Raw genomic sequence first — 21,635 nt, 5'->3', positions numbered from 1 at the left:
AAAAGAGACTAGGAAAAATGGACACGAACGATTCTTTATTTGAGCGCGCCCGTCAAAGCATTCCCGGTGGAGTGAATTCTCCCGTGCGCGCTTTCGGCTCCGTGGGCGGCGCACCGCGCTTTATGAAAAAAGCCCAGGGTCCCTACATGTGGGATGAAGACGGCAAGCGCTACATCGACTACATCGGTTCCTGGGGCCCTATGATTTTGGGTCATAACAACCCGGAAGTGATCCGTGCGGTGCATGAAGCCGTTGATATGGGGCTTACGTTCGGATGCGCCACGCAGCGAGAAATTCTGATTGCTGAAGAAATCAAAAAACTCATCCCCTCTATCGAAGAGGTGCGACTTGTCAGTTCCGGCACTGAAGCCGGAATGAGCGCCATTCGCTTGGCTCGCGGCTACACCGGTCGCAACAAGATCATCAAATTTGAAGGTTGCTACCACGGCCACAGTGACAGCCTTTTAGTGAAGGCGGGCTCCGGTATGCTCACTTTCGGTAATCCGAGCTCTGCAGGCGTTCCTGCCGGTGTAACAGAACACACCCTTGTTTTGGAATACAACAACCCCGAGCAACTCAAAGAAGTTTTCGAACAATACGGCGATGATATCGCCTGCGTGATCGTTGAAGCCGTGGCCGGTAACATGAACATGGTGCCCGGTAAGCCCGAATTTATTCATGCAATGCGTGAACTTTGCACACAATACGGTGCCCTTTTGATCGTTGATGAAGTGATGACGGGGTTTCGTGTTGCGCTGCAGGGCGCTCAAAGCCTCTACGGCGTTACGCCTGATATCACCATGTTCGGTAAAGTCATCGGCGGCGGCATGCCCGTGGCTGCCTTTGGCGGCAGACGCGACGTCATGGAAAAAATCGCACCCTGCGGCCCCGTGTATCAAGCCGGTACCTTGTCGGGTAACCCCGTGGCCGTTGCCTGCGGTTTGAAAACGCTGCAATTGATTCAGGAGCCCGGTTTCTACGAGCGTCTTTCTCAACAGACGAAGAAACTTGTTGAAGGATTGACCGCAGCAGCTAAAGAAGCCGGTGTTGCTTTCTGCGCGCAAAGCGTTGGCGGCATGTTCGGGCTTTATTTCCTTGATAAATGCCCCGAAGGCTTTAACGATGTGATGAAGTCTGACACGAAGCGTTTCAACGTGTTTTTCCATAGCATGTTGGATCAAGGCGTTTATTTCGCTCCGTCCGTATTCGAGGCGGGTTTTGTCTCCATCGCTCATACCGATGAAGTCATTGAGGAAACGATAAAAGCCGCTAAAGTAGCTTTTGCCAAAGTTGCAGCGATGTAGTTTTTTCTCGTTCTGATTAAAAGCCGAATGACCTTGCGTTGTTCGGCTTTTTTCTTTCCAATAGCTATCTTTCAGTGTAGCCTTAATCTCAAAAGCAAGAGGTAGCCCCAAATGAAAGCTCTGATTTATCTTTTAACGTCTTTCTTTACGATCTTACTGTCCGTTTCCGCCTGGGCTCACGGTCATGGTTTTTCTCATCACGACGGCCGTTATTATGATGATTCCGGACGCTATGAAGGCCGGATTGACAATGGGCGGATGTATGACAATACCGGACGCTACCAAGGCCGCATTGATCCGAACGGTCGCCGATATGACAGCGCCGGTCGCTATCAAGGTCGAATGGATAGTAATGGACGGGTCTACGACAGCACGGGCCGCTACCAAGGTCGAATCGATTCCAATGGTCGCCACTACGACAGTTCCGGCCGCTACTTAGGTCGGGAAGACACCAACGGGCGTTTTTATGACAACACCGGACGCTACCGCGGTCAGGTTCGTTAACGCAAACGTATTTCCCACGAATGCCTCTTTTTTAAGCAATGCGTTAAGCTCATGTTCCACTTGAGTTTTCTTTAAAAAAGTTCAGAGTTATTCACATTTTCTGTGGATAACTCTGAATAACTCATTTTGACGGTAAAGTGGGAGAAAGAGTGTTGATTTTTAATATTTTTCAGGCTTTTCGTAATCAACCCGACTTATTTTTGTCACTTAGTGGAATTTTCAACTTTCGGCAAAGGCTTGATATAGCCTCCGGTACCGTAAAGCGGAATAGCCGAAAGTGAATGATGGAAGCTACCGCTTGTCTCTTTGGTGGAATAAGCCACGTACAAAAGCGTCTGAGCTTGCTCATCATAAATGCGGCGAATCTTCATATTCTTTAAAAGCACGCTCTTGGATCGTGTAAAAATCACTTCACCGTCTTTGCTTTTATCGATTTGATCAATCATCTCACGCGTAATAGGGCCTGTAAGGTGACACTCAATGGAGTTGTTGGACGGGTCACTTAAAGCCAAATTAGCCTCAATACTGGAGACGTGGCAGGTCACCCCTGTCACAACCGGATCGACAAAGCGGTTAATTTTGATGTCCTTTAATGTGAAAATTCCTAAAGAGACATCGCCCACATCTTCTTGGCCGCAGCCGCTTAGGGCAAAAACTCCTGCTGCAATCAACAAAACCGATTTCAACTTAGACAATTTCATAACCAAACCTTTTTGCTCATTTCTTTCGAAAAATATTACTGGAAAAAGAAACAATTACCAAAAATGCCGCAAGCATTGCAAAAGCAAAAGACAGACTTGAGGCTTTAGCCACAAAACCGATCAGTGCAGGCCCTGTGAGCTGCCCTGCATAACCCAAAGTGGTCACAGCTGCCAATGCCAAACTCATCGGCATTTCGTTTTGATCGGCCGTACTCGCAAAAGCGATCGGCACCACGTTAGCCAGCCCTATCCCCAAAACAAAAAAGAGTGCGATGACCAGCCAGGGATTGGCAAAAAAGACGCACCCTGCGAGCATCGCCGCCCCCAAAAGACAACCGTAACGCACACAAGCTCTTGGCCCCACCGAAGCGATCAGCTTGTCTCCTAAAAGGCGCATGATGGTCATTGCGGTTGAAAAAGCCGCAAAGGCCAGACCTGCGTTTTCAATTGCCGCCTTTTTCTCTTCAACCAGAAAAACACCGCCCCAATCCAAAACAGCGCCTTCGATCATGAAAAGAAGCAAACAGATAAGCCCCAACCACAAAACAAATCCTCTGGGGATGACAAATGACTTGGTCGGTCCCTGGGCTTTGCCGGCATCACTTAAAAGCTTAGGCGAGGCAAAAAGCCAAATCAAAAGGCAAACGACCAACAAAGCACCGACAGCGATCAAAAGTTCTACACCCACATTGAGCAGCCCCGCCATGGCCAAGGCCCCAACAACACTTCCTAAAGAATACAAAGCGTGAAAACCCGCTATCAAGCGCTTTTCACTTCGGCGATCCACCTCCACCGCATGGACATTCATGGAAACATCAACGGAACCGAAAATCATTCCGAAGAGAAAAAGCAAACAAGCCGTGAGAATGGTATTGGTAGAAAAGTTAATCGCAAAGAGAATCACCGGAATGGCAAATAATGCTTGTCGAAGCAAAAACCTTGCCCCCCTTTTCGCCACAATGCCTCCGCAAAAAGGCATCACGACCAAGGCTCCCAGCCCGACACACAAAAGCAGAGCTCCTAAATGTGCCTCATCGAGAGATAGATTTAATTTAACAAAAGGCACCATAGAGGCCCAAACGGCCATTATGAAACCGGCTAAGAAAAAAGCGGCCCGAGTAGCGGTATTTTCAGGCGGGATTGAGGATAAGAATTGACCGATCGTCTTACTTTGCGTCATACCAGAAATCCTTTCAAAGAAACGAATCTCATTGAGTCAGCAAGGCAAGATTTTCCCTGATTTTGCATTGATTTTCAAGGCAAAAGAGGAAGCTACGTGCCCCCTCTTTTTCGAATAGCTGAAGACAAATTATTTCAACCAGGACGGTTTGGCAAATTCCTCAGAAATAACACCGTCGGTCATCGTAAAACCTTCCAAACTGTTGGCTCGTGTTTGCATGCACAAGTAGCGAAGTGCAGAATCATCAGCCGCTTTCAGGCAGCGTTGAGCTTTGGGATCCACACGAAGGCAATCGCCTTCTTTCACTTCAAATTCCTCGCCATCGATAAAGAACGTACCTTTCCCTGCGAGCACAATATAGAGTTCTTCATTGTGCGTATGAGCATGAACAAACGGAATACTCACACCTGCAGGCAGATTGTTTAAAGACACTTCTGCTCCGGTCAAAGCCAAAGCATTATGCAATTCCGTACGACCGGCATTCATATCCAGATGAAAAGATTGATAGTTACTCATTTTTCTCTCCTTTTTGTTCGATATCGAACCATTAAAGCTAAAAATTGTGAAGTCCCGTTTTTGAAACTTCACCGATTTAATTAATCAACACATTTTTGAAGCAGTGCATTCAATTGATCGATTTCCTCTTTACTCAATCGATCAGCAATCAGCTCATTTAAGCCATCGGAAATTTCCTGAAACACCGGCTCCAATGCTCGCCCTTTTGCGGTGAGCTCCACCAAAACTCCACGACTATCATCAGGATCAGTCTTTTTGCTCACATAACCTTCCCGTTCCAATTTATCCACCAAAACAGTCATGGTCGATCTGGTTCGTCTGACCTCTCGGGCAAGCTCAGTCATGTTGCAAATCCCTTTTCTAAAAAGCAGATTCATCACATCACCGTGACTCGGCACGATCCCTTTCAAACCGGCCTTCTCAAGCGAACGCACAATATAGGCATTGCCCATCGAGCGCAGTTTGGAAGCATTGGCGTAAATCGGAAGATAGTTTTTCATAGCTCATTGATTAATTCGATATCGAACTATATAACGAAAAACCGAATCCGTCAACCTGTCCCTTTAGAATGGAAAGGCCTTGAAACCTTTCCATCCTCTGCAGAAATTATTTCTTGACGACCGGTGTAATACTCGGTTCTTCGCCTTGTTCAAAAACAATGTTGGCGCGACCGACAATTAACGGATCGACCGGACCGATAGCGGCTTCATTTTTGTTGGGATAAGGCAAAAGCTGCAAAACATAGCGCATGGCATTTAAGCGAGCGCGCTTCTTGTCATCGCTCTTGACAACGATCCAGGGGCACTCGACCGTATCGGTATTGAGAAACATCATTTCCTTGGCTCGTGTGTAATCATCCCACTTTGACAGGGATGCCACATCGATCGGAGAAAGCTTCCAGCGCTTGAGCGGATGAATCTTTCGTTCCTTAAAGCGCCGCTTTTGCTCTTCACGACTCACCGAGAACCAGAATTTGATGATGTAGATTCCATTGCGAACCAAGTTGCGCTCAAACTCCGGGCACTCTTGCATAAAGCGTTCATATTGCTGAGGCGTACAAAAACCCATCACGCGTTCGACCCCTGCACGGTTGTACCAAGAGCGGTCAAAGAGAACCATTTCGCCTCTCGTGGGTAAGTGTTCGACATAGCGTTGGAAGTACCACTGTCCTAGTTCACGATCATCGGGCTTTTCCAGAGCAACCACGCGAGCTCCACGCGGATTGAGGTGTTCCATGAAGCGTTTGATAGTACCGCCTTTACCGGCGGCATCGCGCCCTTCAAATAAAATAACGACCCGCTGTCCCGTCTCTTTGATCCAGGCTTGAAGTTTTAAAAGTTCTACTTGAAGCCCGAACTTCTCTTTTTCATACGTTTTGCGGTTTAAGCGATTTTTGTAGGGGTAAACTCCCGAGCGCCAATCCTTAACCAAAATGTCATCGGGATTATCCTCTCGAGAGCTTGTCGTCGCGTAATTGAGTCGCTCCTGACGCAGTAACAGTCTCAACAAACGAATGCGATCGGCCGGAGCCTCACCGTTCAAAATAGTCGTTAAGGCTTCGAGCTCTTTTTGGTCTGCAGCCTCCGTTGTTTCGTCCGTCACAATACCCTGTACTTCCTCGGTTACCCGGGCATGAGAGACGTCCCCTCGGGACACCAATTGGCTTCGATACGGACCGCGTCTCGTTTTAGGCGCTGCTTTGGTATTTTTTGTCGATTCGGTCATAATAAAAATCCGTCCAAAAGTTGAGAGAATATCTAATTATTGTGCCTCTTATTCATCTATCTATCAATAGATAGTATCCACAATTGCATTGATATTTTCCCTACAACAAGATCCAATTTTCGGATTCAATTCAAGAAAATCAGCTTGTTCTTGAGACGAAACTTCAACTCAGGCCCTAACACCAGAATCAAAATAGACACGAACAAAAACAAAATTCCCAACACGGACTCATTCGTGTACGGTTCGTTGAGAACAAAAATTCCTATCACTGCGGCTCCCAAAGGCTCTCCCAACGTTAGAGTGGACGCAATTAATGTCGGCGTGTTCTTAAATCCGATTAATTCGAGCGTGAAAGCCAATGCTGAGTTCACCACCCCTAACATCAGCACGCACAGCGCTCCTTGCGACGTAAACATCCAGTCGATCGGAAACAACACGAAAAATGGCAGCATCAGAACTGATCCCAAAAGCATGACAATAGCCATACCTTCCTCTGCAGAATGAGGTTGGGCGACTCTGGGGGCAACAATCACGCTGACTGCAAGTGTGAAACCGGCCAACAACGGAAGGATGACTGCATACCAGGCAAAACTCATATCATCGACCATATTGACCAGAACAAGTCCGACAATGGCAAATGCGGTGGCGATATACCAAAGAAGGTCCGGTTTTTCTTTATAGAGAAACGCTTGGATCAAACCGGCAAATATCGGAGTTGAACCGACGGCAACCACGGTGCCGACCGCAACACCGATTAAGTGCACGCCTTGAAAAAAGAAAATTTGATATAGCCAAAGTGCCACCGCATAAATGCCGATAGCTTTCCAATCCCATCCCTGTAAGTGGATTTTTCTGTACCGTACTAAACACCACAGAGAAAGTGTCAATCCACCGATCAGTAAACGAGAAGCGCCTATAACATAGGCGGTCGCTCCCTCCGGAGCGATAGCTTGCCAAAAACCGTTGGTAGAAAAAATCAAAACGCCTGCCAACAGCGTCATTGGACCAAAATAAGGATTAGATTTCATTTTCTTCGCACCTTGAAAAAGTTAATCAGAAACTGAATGCTTTAACGCCAAGCGTTCTCTTCAAAGTGGAAATAAAACGAATTTTGGAAAAGCGAGGAGATTTTCAGAATTGGTAAGGAGAAATGAATTTTCTTTTGCATTTTTATTTCTTAGCTGCAAAAACAAAAAAGCAGCCCTGCACACAAGCTTTCGCCCACAGAGGTCTGTTAAACAGAGTTACTCCTTTGTGGGAAGCAGGTGCTCGGATTGCTCCCATCTCATCCACGAGATGCGCATTGTACAGAAAATTTCGTTCGTTTTTGAATCGAATCAAGTTCGCGTCGATTTCAATCAACCAATAGTCAAAATGTTGACTTTCAACACACCTTCCAGATAATGTTTCCCAATCATCTGTCTTAACCACAGGCTAAAAAATATGTCAGAGAAAATTGTTATCGGTATGGCCGGCTTCGGAACGGTGGGAAAAGCTGTTTATACAATCCTTCAAAGGAACAAAGATCTCATTGAAAGCCGTTGCGGGAAACCTATTGAAATCAAAACAGTCGTTTGCAGACACACAGAGCGTGCCCGCTCACAATTATCCTCATCAGTAACGGTTTCCGACAATTCTTTGACTATCTGCCAAGACCCTGAAATCAACACTGTCATTGAAGTCATGGGTGGCATAGAACCCGCCAAAACATTGATTCTGAAATCACTCGAAGGCGGCAAAAATGTCGTCACAGCCAACAAAGCGCTTTTGGCGACGCATGGCGAAGAAATCTTTGCTCAAGCTAAAAAATTCAACCGTTCAGTCTTTTTTGAAGCTTCGGTAGCAGGTGGCATTCCCATTATCAAAGCCTTGAGAGAAGGACTTTGCGCCAACCGTATTCGAAAAATCACCGGGATCTTAAACGGCACCTGCAACTTCATTCTCTCATCCATGCACCAAAAGCCGATTTCGTTTGACGAAGCCCTGAAAGAAGCTCAGAAACTGGGGTACGCTGAGGCCGATCCCACTTTTGACATTGAAGGATTTGATACCGGTCACAAACTGACGATTCTGTCTGCTTTGGCATTCGGCACTGCGCTGCAATTTAAACCTGAAAACGTTTGCGGGATTTCATCAGTTACTCAAAATCACATAAAAATGGCCAACGAGATGGGATATGTCGTTAAACTGCTTGCAACAGCAGAGATTGTTGATCAATCCGTACGCTTGAGTGTTGCACCGACTTTAATCCCGAAAGACACATTCCTGGCAAACGTCAATGGCTCCATGAATGCTGTGCAAATCGAAAGTGACGCTTTAGGAACCAGTCTTTACTATGGAGCAGGTGCAGGTGGTGAACCTACAGCCAGTGCTGTTTTAGCCGATATTTGTGATATCGCCCGGAAACACCATTGCACTTCATGCTCAACCGAGCAGGGTCAGCCTTTAACTCTCATAGACAAAAGTATCCTAAAATTTGAACACTTTATTGTTTTAGACACGGATACTCATCTTTGCGGTTTTAAAGACTTGGTCGAAACTGTCTTTAAAGACGAAAGCATTCGCATTAAACAAATATCGACCGATCAGAATAACTTGGCCTTGATCACCGAACCGTGCCACGACAGTTCAATTGAAAATGCGCTCAAGACCTTAAATCAAAGGTGTCATCAACCGCTATCAAGTTCAAGATTTAACGTTGAAAATTCCAGAAATTAGGAGAAATTCGTAAATCCGGTACCAAGTACTAAGGCAAAGCCGTTCCTAAGCGCTTTTTAGCGACATTATTTCCTGGTATCAAAACCGGAGGCTTTACACGAGCTATCCGGTTAATTTTTGTCCTCTCTTTGAGCCTTTTCTGTGTCTTTCCCTCATTTCTTGCTTGACAGACAGGTCTTTTTCATTGACGTATCAAAGCGTCCTCGCTGTCGCCCGTGGAAGTTACCATAGTACTGCGTTTTGTGAATCTTTTAATAATCAAAAAGATGCAATGGTCTTAATGAGTGTCTTTTAAATTTTTTGATACGATATCCCTGGGCCAACTAATGTCATTCTGTTATATACTCATTAAGCGCTACTCGTTTTTCCTAATTTTAGGAGTACCCCTATGAAACACAAATTTGCCCCCCCAATTAACCAAGACATTAAAACCTTCAGTTATCTTTACTTCGGTTTTACTGGCTTTCTCTACATCTACTCAAGCAAGTGATTGGACATATGAGGACAATGCTTTAGCTCATAGCAATTCTTCGTATTACTATATCAAGCATACTAGTTCAACAGACACAGATCTCGAATTTAAAGAAGGGTTTATCTGGGATAAGTCAACAAATGCTTTAGAGACAGAACAGCTTAATAATTTGGCTAATGCGTACGGTATCTTGGTTAAGATGGACGAAGATATCCCCCAACAAAAACCGTCTTTAACTTTTAGTGGTTTTACAGGTCAGATCATTGGGTTTGAAAGCCCCGTTTCGCCGTTAAAAGGAATTGTTACTGTTGCCACAGACCTGAATTTGGAAGGCTCTCTAACCGCAGACGATATTCATTTGAATTTTTCTCAAATTAAGGTTGCAAAAAATTTATCAGGTCTAGAGGTTGATCCATCGGATTATGAAATCAAAAATTCTGATTTTTCATTTAATCAGATTCAAGCAAGCGAAGGATCCAGTCTTACAGTTAAAGGCGTGGAAATTAGCAGCTACAGATTCAAAAATGGTAGCGTTGAAAATGTTTCTGTGAATGTTGAGAACTCCACAGTGAATCAGGTATTGGGTATCAGTAGTATCGATTACTATCGCACGGTACCAGATAGTCAATTAAAAATTAAAAATAGTAACGTCAGTATCACAAATTCTGATGTCGATGACGTAACAGGTTACCAAACAGTCGATGTAATCAATGCCACTATATCTGGAAATGAAATGAGCGTGGCCGGAGGCGAATATGGTACTGTGGTCGGATTTAATGTCCAAGACATTTTCGGCGCAGTTAAAGAGATTCAGATAACTGATAATCGTCTCGCAATATCTAATGTGAAGAGTCCTAGTGCGGCATTTGCAGGTGTTTTCGTGGAGGGTTCCGCCGATCAAACTTTCGAATCATTTAACGTTACAAGAAATACAGTTTCATTAAAAGATTCGGACATCGGAACATTAGTGGTTGCTTTAGGTCAGCACAATGATATTAACCATTTATTTAACTCTGGCAATACGGTCGAATTTGAAGGTGTTAATCGGATAAATGGCGAATTGGCGGGTTTTGACCGTATGGAATACACGGTTAACGCTGAAAATAAAGACAAAGCTGTCCTTACGCTAAATTACACTCCGATTGAAACCGCGTCCGTGAAGAACGTACCTACGCACACTTTTGACGGAACGACCATCGCTGTTGCGAAAGGAACGGGTATTGAAGACGGCATCAACTATAAACTTGTTTCAGTACTTGGAGTTGATGCTCAATTTACGAACACAACAGTTGAATCCGAAAGCACATTCGTTAATAGCGAATGGAATGTTGATGATTTTACATTGAAAAACGGAGAAACTTTGGAAGTGCGTTGGGGTCAAGAACCGGGTAACCCTGATGTCGATCCCGACCCTGAAAACCCTGAAGTGGATCCGACACCCGATCCGGAACCTGGCACAGATCCGGAACCCGGCACAGATCCTGATACACCGGTATTAGATCCTGACAATCCCGATCATCAAACAGCAACGGAAAACAGTAAAACTTTGTCAGAATCGCTTTTGGGGACAGTTGCTTTCGTGAACCAAGGTGCTGAATTTATCGCCGACGAAGGCATCGTTGCTATGGTGAATGCGGCTAAAGTGGGGCAATTAGCGACATTTGGCGCTGTTCATGGTGGTTCTTCGAACTATCAGACCGGATCCCGTGTGGATGTTGACGGTTATACGTTAGCGGCCGGTGCAAGCTATCAAGTGAACCCGCAATGGATTGTCGGTGGTTTCATCGAAGCTGGTTGGGCTGATAGCGACAGCCATGTGAACGGTACCAAGGGCGAAGGCGACCACGATTACTATGGTTTGGGTTTGGCCAGTCGCTACCTTGTTAATGATGCTTGGTATATCGACGGTTCATTGCGTGCGGGTCAAGCTTCAACCGAATTCACGGGTGTTTATGCCGGTGACAATGCTAAGTATGATTCCGATGCGTTCTACGTAACGGCTCATGTTGGTACTGGCTATGTCTTCAATCTTACCAATACGATGAACTTGGATCTTTACGGTCGTTATTTAATCACGTACTTAGATGGTGACGATGTGAACCTCAATAACAAGTACGGCGATCGCTTGGATATGGATTCGACTGTGACGCATGCAGTTCGTATTGGTACCCGTTTAACCGGTGCCTTCTGTCCGTACGCGGGTTGGAAACTTGGTTTAGCCTATGAGCACATCTTTGACGGAGATGCCGAAAGCGCTGTTAACAGTCTAAGCCTTGAAGTGCCAAGTCTCGAAGGAGACACGGGCATCATGGAAGTGGGGGTGACAATGAAGCCGAGCGTTAATAGCCACTGGAGTATGGATGTCGGTGCTAAAGGCTATGCGGGCGACCGTGAAGGTGTCACGGGTAGCGTTCTCATTCGATACGCTTTCTAGTACATCATTCTTTGACATCCTCCTCGCCATTAATGACGAGGAGGATGTCTAACTCCTGTTCACAGAAATCCACTTCTATTATCTAAACAGGATCCAATAACTCGGATCCGGTCTCTCTTTCAATTTGACTATTAGAAAGCGTAGCGAACTTCAACCTTAAAAGCATGGTTCTGACGTCCCATGTCGCCGGATGTCAAGCCGTAATGGGCACCCACTGTGGTGTTGTTCTGACTCTTCAGGAATTAGCGGGAAAACAACACTTCCAATTTTTCCCTGATTTTAGGAACGCCTCTCCCGGAGAGAATTTCGTCCATGGCGAAAAATGAATTCCCGGGAGGGCTGCCTTAATCTTTAAAAAGAAATATTCCATATCCTTGTAACCAAAGGCTACCCGTTTAATCACCTTGATTTTATTGTTAGCCCCTTCCAATCTCGCCGTATTAAAACCAAAATGTCCGGCATTCATAATGCCATCCGTTCTTCGTGTCATCATCATGGCAAAGCTCTTAGCCGGTTTAAAGTTATGTGTTCGAGCTATTTGTAATAACATCAGGCGCGTTGTTTTGATCAAGTGTTTACCGTCTTGCAATATTTTTGTGTTCCAGATTTTTCGAATCATGTCAGCAATGGAGTAAAGATCGGCTAATAATTGGTTATCTTCCCGAAGCATCTGCAAACGTCTCTTTGCATCGTCTTTCAAGCTGCTTTGTTGGCGAACCATTAACCACTCGACTCCATTAAGGTGCTTTGCTTTGTTATTTAACTCATCGAGTTGCCTCTGTAAGTCTTCGCATTCCAATTGAGTTTGTACACTTAGACTCTCTTTTTTCTTCGCTTTTAACTGTTTTTGTTGTTGAGATATCCGATCTTTACAGTTCTGCACAGTCTTGAGCTTAGCGGCTTTGAGCACATCACGAGTAAAGTTTTTCATGACATGGAAAAGATCATAGACGAGGGTGGCATTGGGCAGATAATTTCTCACCATGGACGGATAAGCAGCGTTCATGTCACAACTGACGGACTTAATCTGTCCGGCCCTGTTTTGGGCAAGCAGTAAATCAAAGAAAGGCTGAACACTTTTTTTGTTTTTCCCATACCGATCCAAACAACTTTTCGTTCAACGGCATCCATGATAACGGTGGCGTACCGATGACCTTTGTGCACAGCAAATTCGTCAATCATAAGATGCTCAACATTTTTTAGATCTATCTGGTTAAAGAGTGCTTTGAGTTGAACTTTGTCGTAAGTTTTAACGGTGTCCCAAGATACACTGCAATGGCGTACGACATCGGTAATGGGAACCCGAAGCCGTAACAGAGCCTGTATCCATCCAACCATGGCATTGGTTAAACGTGCCTTAGGTTCGAGCCAGGATAGTTGTTCACATTGATGACAACCACAACTGCAACGAACTCGCCGGATTCGAAACCTCAAGTAAAGTTGTTCTCCGGCGTGGCTCATCGGCATGTCTCGAACTTCTCTTTCGGTGCGATCATGAATCTTGGGGCAGGGCTTACCGCAACGAGGACATATAGCCTCGGCAGAAGGTTCAAGGAAAAAAAGTGGTTCTGCCTAAACGGTGTTCGAAACGAACCAATTTATAGCCGGGATAACGAAATGAGAAAAAATTTTTGGCGGCATCAACAGCCGTATGTACAATACTTGCCATGGCGTGTTTTTCAATTGTTTAGGTCGAATGAAACAATTTTATGGAAGGCACGCCATTTTTGTTGTCTGTGCCAAAGTGCTGAACGGGTCAAGCCCTCGCGGCTTGACGCGCCAATGATCGCATAATCCGCGGCGCAGCCGGGACAGGGAATCTGGCCCGGCCTGCCCAGCGGCGAGCGATCAAAAAAACATTTTCCCCTTTATGTTGCCTTGACAGCCATATTTACTGAATTTTTTCTACTTTCCCGTAAAAACCTGAAGAACCTTGCATTTTGATCCTCGTTATAGGTGAGTGTAAAAAAGCGAAAATTAAAATTCCGAAACTCCGATCTTATTTCAAAGTACTTTGTAGAGTAGGTGCAAAACGCCGTTCGGATAAGTCTTCGTCTGTTGCAGTTTCAGTTGTGTAGGTTCTTTTTGCATAGGCAGACCGTCAAAAAGTGCAGCCATTTCGCCGCGTCCGTCAATAGCCGGTCCCAACACCAAACTGACTTCATCGAGTAATCCTGCAGCGAGGAAACCGGCATTAATGTGCCCGCCTCCGACAATTGCCATGCGCTTGACATTAAACTCAGTGACCAAAATCTCGCAAGCCTTAACCAAATCAATTTTGTCTGCACCCACGGCAATCCAGGAGATATTTTCAGAATCCAAATACTTGAGATAATCCTCTTGAACATTCGTGCCGGTCACGACAATAAGCGGCAGAGACAGTTCTTTGGGATGGGTCCAAAGAAGTGTTCCTTTCGTATCGACCACAACACAATAGCCGTCGGCATCGGTCTTTTTCGAGAAGGCCTCGTGACCTAATACTTTGGAATCACTCGATTGAAACTGTCCGTCCTGCGCCAGTTCTAAAAGGGCCGTCACACGACCGCTCACTGTTGTCGGTGTATTCAACGCTTCAAGTGTCTCGTAGTACTGCTCGACACCTTGAATCTTTTCGGTCATTTTGCAGTCAATGCGGCCGGCGATTGAGGCCATCATATGGCAGACAATGTATGGTTTTGTCATTTTTAACTCCTTTATGCTCGAAAGAAAGAATAGCCGCTCAACAATTCAAGAACAGGCTTGAAATTATCAGATTCTTACACAAATCTTTCTTTGATTTTTTAGAAATTGAGTGTTAACATATCCGACATATGTCGGATACAAGAGGATTCATTTCATGCCGAAACCGAGTCGATGCCGCCGCGTTTGCGCAGAGCCTGCTTTCAGAACATTTCTTCCGGGGTGCAACCGAAATGCTTTGGCTGTCACGCTTTTCGTGGATGAATACGAAGTGATTCGCCTCGTTGATTTTGAAAAGCAAACCCACGAGCAGTGTGCGCAACAAATGGAAATTTCTCGCACTACGGTCACGGAGATATACGAAAAGGCACGCTTTAAAATCGCCGACGCCATCGTAAACGGCAAACCTCTTGTGATTGAAGGCGGACACTACAGGATCTGCCGCGGCACAAGTCACGATTGTCGTGGAAAATGCCGCTTTAAACAGTCCTGTCAATCATGCCGAGATTCAAAACTTCATGGAGAATTAAAAATGAAAATCGCTGTTCCTGTTAAAAATGAAATGATTTACCAACACTTCGGTATGGCTTCACAGTTCAAAGTTTACGATGTGGTAAATAATCAGATTGTGCAAACCGAAACCATTCAATCCGATGGCCGCGGTCACGGGCTCAAATTGGCCGCCCTTCTTGATAATGCCGTGACTGTTGTGATCTGCGGCGGGATTGGCGAAGGCGCCATTGAAGGATTAACACAGGCGGGCATCGAACTTGTGGTCGGTATCAGCGGAGAAGCCGATGAAGCGGTCAATGCCTATTTAGCCGGCGGCCTTCAAAGCAATACTGAAGCGGCCTGCAGTAAGCATCATGGACAAGGTCACGGCCACGGACATGATCACTGTGGTGAGCACTGCGACTGCCACTCGGGCGGCGAAAACCACCAATGCCACTGTTCTAAATAAAGTCTGAATTTTCAACAGACTGAAAGTCCGTCTGCAGAATTTGCGACGGACTTTTTGTTCATAGGAAACAAAATCTTGCAATCTTTCCTACCTGTTGTTTCTTTCAGGCAAAAATGAAAGACTTTTGTTCTATTAGTACAACTGATCGCGCCAATAAACTTAATGTGCCATCCTAAAAAGGAGTTTCACTATGTTGACGCGCAAAGAATTTCTGAAAGCCATTTTGCTTGCAGCTGCTGCCGGTAGCACTACGCTTGTTCAAGCCCAAACCGCATCCAAAACCTTAGTGGTTTATTACTCCTGGTCGGGCAACACGCGCGAAATGGCGCAAGCCATCGCTAAAGAATTGAAAGCCGATATCTACGAAATCCGAACGGTCACTCCCTACCCGGAAGCCTATAACGCCACGGTTGACCTGGCTCACGAACAACTCAGACAAAATGCTCGTCCGGCCATTCAAAAAGATGTTCCGGATCTCTCTCAATACTCCACTATCCTTTTGGGTACCCCGAATTGGTGGAGCCATGTGGCGATGCCTGTGTTTACTTTTATGGATCAAAATGATCTCTCCGGCAAAGTTATTCTCCCCTTTGTCACCCATGGCGGCGGTATGTCAAGCTGCGAACGGAACATCCGCAATAAGTATCCGAAAGCCGATGTTCGCGAAGGTTTAGCCGTCTACGGTTCTTCATTCTCTCTGGACGAAATCCGTCAATGGCTCAAAGAAAATAAAATCGGTTAATTTTGTCCTCCCCTATCAAAACCGTCCGCCTCTCGGGCGGTTTTGCTTTCCAAAGACTATCGGATCGATAGATTTTCTAAAAAATATCCTTTTTAATCAAAAAGATATCCTTTCGGCCAATTTCGAATCCCTTATTTCATCCCTATATTGAAAACAGAACGTAAGCGATTTCCTATGGAGGTTTATCATGAGTTTTGTTTTTGAGAAAGAGTACAAATTATTGATCGGTGGACAATGGGTTGAAGCGGAAAATCACGCAACGTTCGAAACTCATAATCCTGCCAACAATGAACTGCTGGCTGTGTGTGCCAATGCCTCCGCAGGCGACGTCGATAAAGCAGTCAACGCAGCTCAAAAAGCCTTTGAAACGTGGTCAAAAACCAGTCCTCAAGAAAGATCAGCTCTTTTATTAAAAGCGGCCGACTTAATTGATGCGCACGCAAAGGAACTCGCCGAAATTGAAACTCGGGATAACGGTAAACCTTTGCGAGAAACAACCCTTGTGGATGTCCCGCTCTCATCCGATCATTTCCGTTATTTCGCCGGTTGCTTACGTGCTGAAGAAGGCTCAGCCGTGATGATCGACGACAATACCCTTTCGATCGTTATGCATGAACCCATCGGGGTGGTCGGACAAATCATTCCGTGGAATTTCCCGTTACTGATGGCGGCTTGGAAAATCGCTCCGGCATTGGCCGCCGGCAACACGTTGGTTATCAAACCGTCGTCAACGACTCCGCTTTCGATTCTTTACCTTGGCAAACTTTTAAATGAGATTTTGCCTCCCGGTGTCGTCAATATCATTACGGGACGCGGTGCTCAAAGCGGACAAGCCATGCTTGATCATCCGGGCTTTGCCAAACTGGCCTTCACCGGTTCAACCGAAGTGGGTTACAGCGTCGCCAAAGCCGCTGCCAACCGTTTGATTCCGGCCACTCTCGAGTTGGGCGGCAAGTCTGCCAATATCTACTTTGATGACTGTCAAATGGATAAGGCGATTGAAGGGGCACAAATCGGTATTCTCTTCAATCAAGGTCAGGTTTGCTGCGCGGGCTCCCGTATTTTCGTTCAGGAAGGAATTTACGACGAGTTTGTCGAAAAACTTGCACAGGCCTTTAAGAGCGTCAAAGTGGGCGACCCCATGCGCATGCAAACCCAAATGGGCTCACAAATCAATCAAAAGCAACTACAAAAGATTTTGAGCTACGTCGATATCGGCAAATCCGAGGGCGCTCGGGTATTAACCGGTGGTGAGGCCGCAGAAGTCGAAGGCTGCGCGGGCGGCGCTTTCATGCAACCGACACTGCTCGTTGATGTCACCAACGATATGCGCGTGGCTCAGGAAGAAATCTTCGGCCCGGTCGCCGTGGTGATCAAATTCAAGACTGAAGAAGAGGTCATCGCGATGGCCAACGACAGTGAGTACGGTCTGGGCGGAGCTGTTTGGACTCGAGACATCAACCGCGCTCTTCGCGTCGCTAAAGCAGTCCGCACGGGACGCATGTGGGTCAATACCTACAACGAATTGCCGGCTCACACCCCCTTCGGCGGTTACAAGAAATCCGGCATCGGGCGCGAAACGCACAAGATGATGCTTGCGCACTACAGTCAAACGAAGAACATCTACATTTCGTTGTCTGAGGCAAAACGCGGCTTCTTCTAGAAAATCCACATAAGCTAAACGGGCCCCAGGCCCGTTTAGTTTTCCTCTCAAAAAATTTAGTTCTCGGATCTCTCGATTTTCCAAAGACTGTGACGGTGCGAGGCGTAATCGGCATCAACGTAGCCTGAGAACATCGCTGGAATTAAAAAGCGATTCGCCTTAAAAACAAAAGCCGCCATGTGGCCGAAAAATAGCAGAATCGTCAGAACCATCCCTAAGTTGTGCAGTTGAGCCAACCAAAAAAGCGCAGGGTCGGCCAACTCAATACCTGCTAAGTTTTTTAATGTTTTCAATAAACCCGTCACGATCACCAAAGCAAAAACTGCCACAAACGCAGCCCACGCCAGGCGCTGCTCGGGTAAATATTTTCCGCTCGGAGGTTCTTCTTGACCGGTCAACAGTGCCTTAATAATGGTTATGCTTTTTGAAAAATCACCTTTTTGCGGCACGATATCAAAGTCGCCTTCCAAGGCATGCACAGCCAAATGAAACACACATAAAAAGGTAAAAACCACGGCAAAAGCGTAATGCCAAGGAAGCGTGATAAAAAAGTCCGCTGTACTCGGAAACACCGCCGTAATACCGTAACGTTTGGCAACCGGCATCTGAAGAATACCGGTCACAATGAGTCCGAAACACGATAAGGCTATGCCCCAATGCACCAGACGATTCCGAAGGCTTTGACGAAAGACTCTCATTGACGATCCCCTGCTTGATCTTGATTTTTCCGACGACGTGCAACCAAATATGCAACCCCCAATGCAACAACCGGCGCAGCCAGTGTTGCCATTGCCCAATTTTCTGACTCTTCAAGTTTGGGCTTTATTGCTGAAAAATCTGCTCGGCCGTCATTGACTCCTTTCTTTTTCGTCTTCAATATTGCTTCTTGAATTGTTTCAAACGGAACCGACGAAACATACCAAGTGGCCGTTCCTCCGTTTTCATTTAAACCGTACACATAGCGGCCGACGGCGATTTCCCGCAACTTATCCATCGCTTTTGATAACGGTAAGAACATCATGGCCTTTTTAGGACAATGCGAAGAGCATGCCGGCATCTCTCCCTCTTTAAGGCTCGACGCACAGAAGTCACACTTATACATGATGCCGCCACCCGCAAATTTCGGCGCAACATCCAAGTAAAGTCCGACACCGGCCTGGCGTTGCGGAACCTGCCAAGGGCAGACATCCCGACACTTGGCACCACCGAAACAAACGTCAGGATCAATCTGCACTGCTCCCTGCTCAGAGCGATCAATTGCTCCGAACGGGCAAATCTTTCGGCATGGCGCATCAAAGCAGTGCATACAACGTCTGGGCGCATACACCGTTTTGCCGTCACTTAAAGAGACTTTTTCCACGTAGATCCAGTTGTATGGCGTCAGCCGATCAATCCGGTCTCGCTGATTGGAAAAATCTTCAAACGTTCTCTGTGGCCAATAAGGCTTTAACGGTTTCTCAGGTTCCGGAAATCTCGTTTGATTTTTCTCTCGGCAAGCGGCCACACACGCAGGAACCGCTCGATTTTGACAACCGTCGCATCGATCCAGATCAATGATGCTGATCCATTGATCCGGAGAGGGAACGCCGGAACCCGTTTCTGTTTGGGCCTGCGCCGCCCCCATCGCCATTGTCGCTAAAAGCGAACCTTTGAGGAATGTTCTTCTGTCAGCCATTTTTGCTGTTTAAAAGCAATGTTTTTCTTAAAGGTAAAATCTAGCATTAATTCGGTGTAATTTGAGCGCACCGATAATTTCTTTCGTTTGTCCTTATGCACTGACATCGGAGTCAATCCTATGGATATTCGTGTTCTTCGGTACTTCATCGCTGCGGTAGAAGCCGAAAGCATTACGGCTGCCGCTGAGCGATTACACCTGACACAACCGACACTCTCCCGACAATTCATGACTCTGGAGCAGGAGCTCGGGCACAAACTTTTTGTCCGCTCAAATCGCAAGCTGCGCCTGACGCCAAAGGGTCAAGTCTTTTATGAACGAGCCCGAGATATCGTTGAACTTTGCAATCGTACAAAACGGGAGATGTTGGAAGAAGATGAGTTAGCCGGAGAAATTCGTATCGCTGCCGGAGAAAGTGTAGCTCTGAAAACATTAGCCCGGGCAATTAAGCGTTTGCAGCTTGCAGCTCCCAAAGTTCGCTGCGACATTGTGAGTGGAGCAGAAGCCACCGTCAAAGCCGAGCTTAACTCCGGTCTGACGGATATCGGCGTATTTATCGGAACGGCTGAAACAACAGAATATTACACGCTGAAACTCAAAACCAAAGATGCTTGGGGCGTCCTCACTCAAATCGACGGTCCTTTTGCCGACAAAGATAAAGTTGAAGCCAAAGACCTCATCGGTAAACCCATTCTTTGCTCAAGTCAATCCTATGAGCGAAACGAATTTGCCGGTTGGCTGCAACCTCTCTCAAAAGATTTTCATGTGGTCGGTACCTTCAATCTGTTGTACAACGCCTACCTGCTTGCTCAAGCAGGTGTCGGCCATGTCCTGGCCTTAAAAAGTGTCATTAATCCTGAACCGGATAGCGGAGTCATTTGGCTTCCCCTATACCCTAAACTTGAAGCCGAAATTATCGTCGCCTGGAATAAAAACAGACAGCTCGCCAAACCTGTTGAGATGCTGCTTAGCTTTTTAAGGCAAGAGGAATCTCTGCTTTAAATCTGCGATATCTTAAATACCTAAAAAGCATATCCAGCCATAAAAAGAAAGTATTTGTTATTTAAAAGTGTTCTTCATAAACTGTAATAAACAGGAGATATTCTTTAACTCTCTCCTGCAAGTCCAATACCTTTGATATTTCGCCTGCCGACTGTTCGGGCGTTAACAGGCAACAGGAGTACGCAATGTTTAAAAAAACTGCCTGCACAGCCGCTTTTGCGGCAGCTCTGTTGAGTCTTGTTTCTTTAAACGCATATGCAGTGGAGAAAAAAGTTATGACTGAACCGAGTCAAATTGTCAGTACAAAACTTGTTCTTGAAGACAAATGGGATAAAGTTTTCCCTCAAAGTGATAAGGTCATCCACAAAAAAGTTGTCTTTACCAATCGCTACGGTATTACGCTCGCCGCAGATCTTTACATCCCCAAAGTTCACCAAGGCAAAATGCCTGCGATTGCCGTAAGCGGCCCTTTCGGCGCAGTCAAGGAACAATCTTCCGGCCTATATGCTCAAACCATGGCTGAACGCGGTTTTCTCACCATCGCGTTTGACCCCTCATTTACCGGTGAAAGCGGCGGACAACCTCGTTATGTTGCCTCGCCTGACATTAACACTGAAGACTTTTCAGCTGCAATCGATTACTTAAGCACACGAAATGACGTTGATCCTGAGCGAATCGGCATCATCGGCATTTGCGGTTGGGGCGGTATGGCTGTCAATGCGGCTGCAATGGACACTCGTATCAAAGCGTCAGTTGCCTCTACCATGTATGACATGAGTCGAGTCAATGCCAGAGGCTATTTTGATCAAACCGATGAAAATGGCCACTATCAATTAAAGCAAACGCTTAATGCTCAACGTACAGCAGATTACAAGGCCGGTCGCTACAGCCTTGCCGGCGGTCTGCCCGATGCCCGTCCGAGCGAACCTCAATTTTTTGCAGATTACTGGGACTACTACAAAACCGATCGCGGCTATCATAAGCGTTCACTGAATTCGAACGGCGGTTGGAATACCACCTCTTCGCTTTCGTTTATCAATATGCCGATTCTGTCCTATGCTTCGGAAATTCGAAGCGCCGTGTTGCTCATTCACGCTAAACAACTCCCCTCTGAAGAGGGAAAGTTTCTTTTGACCAAGCACGAACTTTTTCATCCGTTCCCATTGAGAATCTCTTCACAATAGGGCTACAGATGACTGTCATCCGTACCACAAAAGATTTCAAGACGAACCTCCTCCGGCGTCACAGCTTTCGGCTCCGACGCAAATGGCTGACAATTGTCCCCATTACTCGATGGTTTTAATATCACATACCCCGCGTCTCTCAGGAGCTGTTTCGCACCTTCCAGAGTCTTTATCA

At 46.2% G+C, this 21,635-nt stretch carries 18 protein-coding genes and 1 pseudogene; 9 read left to right on the top strand and 10 right to left on the bottom strand.

From position 1 onward, the window contains the following. The first annotated feature begins 17 nt into the window (after positions 1 to 17). Both hemL and H5985_RS08040 read left to right on the top strand, forming a co-directional pair. Positions 18 to 1,304 (top strand): glutamate-1-semialdehyde 2,1-aminomutase, encoded by a 1,287-nt coding sequence (gene hemL / locus H5985_RS08045; RefSeq protein WP_205050800.1) that lies wholly within the window; start codon positions 18 to 20, stop codon positions 1,302 to 1,304. Between the two features lie 111 nt (positions 1,305 to 1,415). After that, entirely contained in the window at positions 1,416 to 1,808 is a 393-nt protein-coding gene (locus H5985_RS08040; protein ID WP_205050799.1) for a transcriptional initiation protein Tat, read from the top strand. A 203-nt stretch (positions 1,809 to 2,011) separates the two neighbouring features. Here H5985_RS08040 and H5985_RS08035 read toward each other — a convergent pair whose 3' ends face one another. The 6 genes from H5985_RS08035 to H5985_RS08010 form a co-directional block, all read right to left on the bottom strand. Continuing rightward, on the bottom strand, positions 2,012 to 2,509 hold the full coding sequence (locus H5985_RS08035) for a CreA family protein (protein WP_239481721.1): 498 nt from the start codon (positions 2,507 to 2,509) through the stop codon (positions 2,012 to 2,014). A gap of 16 nt (positions 2,510 to 2,525) precedes the next feature. Further along, positions 2,526 to 3,689 (bottom strand): MFS transporter, encoded by a 1,164-nt coding sequence (locus tag H5985_RS08030; protein ID WP_205050798.1) that lies wholly within the window; start codon positions 3,687 to 3,689, stop codon positions 2,526 to 2,528. A gap of 129 nt (positions 3,690 to 3,818) precedes the next feature. After that, the gene (locus H5985_RS08025) at positions 3,819 to 4,205 is read right to left on the bottom strand and encodes a cupin domain-containing protein (protein ID WP_205050797.1); all 387 of its coding nucleotides are present in this window, start codon (positions 4,203 to 4,205) and stop codon (positions 3,819 to 3,821) included. Positions 4,206 to 4,285: 80 nt separating this feature from the next. Next, a complete protein-coding gene (locus tag H5985_RS08020) occupies positions 4,286 to 4,705 on the bottom strand; it encodes a MarR family winged helix-turn-helix transcriptional regulator (protein WP_205050796.1) in 420 nt (139 codons plus the stop codon). Between the two features lie 106 nt (positions 4,706 to 4,811). Next, on the bottom strand, positions 4,812 to 5,930 hold the full coding sequence (gene ppk2 / locus H5985_RS08015) for a polyphosphate kinase 2 (protein ID WP_205050795.1): 1,119 nt from the start codon (positions 5,928 to 5,930) through the stop codon (positions 4,812 to 4,814). Between the two features lie 125 nt (positions 5,931 to 6,055). Next, positions 6,056 to 6,958, bottom strand: coding sequence for a DMT family transporter (locus H5985_RS08010; protein WP_205050794.1), 903 nt, complete (start codon positions 6,956 to 6,958; stop codon positions 6,056 to 6,058). A 415-nt stretch (positions 6,959 to 7,373) separates the two neighbouring features. Here H5985_RS08010 and H5985_RS08005 point away from each other — a divergent pair, with 415 nt between their 5' ends. Further along, a complete protein-coding gene (locus H5985_RS08005) occupies positions 7,374 to 8,648 on the top strand; it encodes a homoserine dehydrogenase (protein WP_205050793.1) in 1,275 nt (424 codons plus the stop codon). Between the two features lie 401 nt (positions 8,649 to 9,049). Beyond that, positions 9,050 to 11,554 carry an autotransporter outer membrane beta-barrel domain-containing protein gene (locus H5985_RS08000; protein ID WP_205050792.1) on the top strand — a complete coding sequence of 835 codons (2,505 nt, stop codon included), beginning with the start codon at positions 9,050 to 9,052 and terminating at the stop codon, positions 11,552 to 11,554. 235 nt (positions 11,555 to 11,789) lie between these two features. Here H5985_RS08000 and H5985_RS07995 read toward each other — a convergent pair. Continuing rightward, a pseudogene (locus H5985_RS07995) lies at positions 11,790 to 13,087 on the bottom strand (ISL3 family transposase). Between the two features lie 471 nt (positions 13,088 to 13,558). Beyond that, positions 13,559 to 14,236 (bottom strand): dihydrofolate reductase family protein, encoded by a 678-nt coding sequence (locus H5985_RS07985; RefSeq protein WP_205050789.1) that lies wholly within the window; start codon positions 14,234 to 14,236, stop codon positions 13,559 to 13,561. A 154-nt stretch (positions 14,237 to 14,390) separates the two neighbouring features. Here H5985_RS07985 and H5985_RS07980 point away from each other — a divergent pair, with 154 nt between their 5' ends. From H5985_RS07980 to H5985_RS07970, 3 genes are all read left to right on the top strand, one after another. After that, the gene (locus H5985_RS07980; protein ID WP_205050788.1) at positions 14,391 to 15,194 is read left to right on the top strand and encodes a DUF134 domain-containing protein; all 804 of its coding nucleotides are present in this window, start codon (positions 14,391 to 14,393) and stop codon (positions 15,192 to 15,194) included. 190 nt (positions 15,195 to 15,384) lie between these two features. Then, complete coding sequence (locus H5985_RS07975) at positions 15,385 to 15,936, top strand: flavodoxin (RefSeq protein WP_205050787.1); 552 nt, start codon at positions 15,385 to 15,387, stop codon at positions 15,934 to 15,936. A gap of 187 nt (positions 15,937 to 16,123) precedes the next feature. Next, complete coding sequence (locus H5985_RS07970) at positions 16,124 to 17,599, top strand: aldehyde dehydrogenase family protein (RefSeq protein ID WP_205050786.1); 1,476 nt, start codon at positions 16,124 to 16,126, stop codon at positions 17,597 to 17,599. A 56-nt stretch (positions 17,600 to 17,655) separates the two neighbouring features. Here the strand turns inward: H5985_RS07970 and H5985_RS07965 are convergent, their stop codons facing one another. Further along, complete coding sequence (locus tag H5985_RS07965) at positions 17,656 to 18,297, bottom strand: cytochrome b/b6 domain-containing protein (RefSeq protein ID WP_205050785.1); 642 nt, start codon at positions 18,295 to 18,297, stop codon at positions 17,656 to 17,658. Continuing rightward, a complete protein-coding gene (locus tag H5985_RS07960; protein ID WP_205050784.1) occupies positions 18,294 to 19,274 on the bottom strand; it encodes a 4Fe-4S dicluster domain-containing protein in 981 nt (326 codons plus the stop codon). Before H5985_RS07960 ends, H5985_RS07965 begins: the two co-directional genes overlap by 4 nt. A gap of 120 nt (positions 19,275 to 19,394) precedes the next feature. Here H5985_RS07960 and H5985_RS07955 point away from each other — a divergent pair, with 120 nt between their 5' ends. Then, the gene (locus H5985_RS07955) at positions 19,395 to 20,276 is read left to right on the top strand and encodes a LysR family transcriptional regulator (protein ID WP_205050783.1); all 882 of its coding nucleotides are present in this window, start codon (positions 19,395 to 19,397) and stop codon (positions 20,274 to 20,276) included. A 185-nt stretch (positions 20,277 to 20,461) separates the two neighbouring features. Then, positions 20,462 to 21,460 (top strand): alpha/beta hydrolase, encoded by a 999-nt coding sequence (locus tag H5985_RS07950; protein ID WP_205050782.1) that lies wholly within the window; start codon positions 20,462 to 20,464, stop codon positions 21,458 to 21,460. Positions 21,461 to 21,635 lie beyond the last annotated feature (175 nt).

This window comes from Parasutterella secunda (genome assembly GCF_016901835.1).
Taxonomy (GTDB): domain Bacteria; phylum Pseudomonadota; class Gammaproteobacteria; order Burkholderiales; family Burkholderiaceae_F; genus Aphodousia; species Aphodousia faecavium.
The sequence above is the reverse complement of the archived record's forward strand: the minus strand, read 5'-3'. Positions and strand labels throughout refer to the sequence as shown.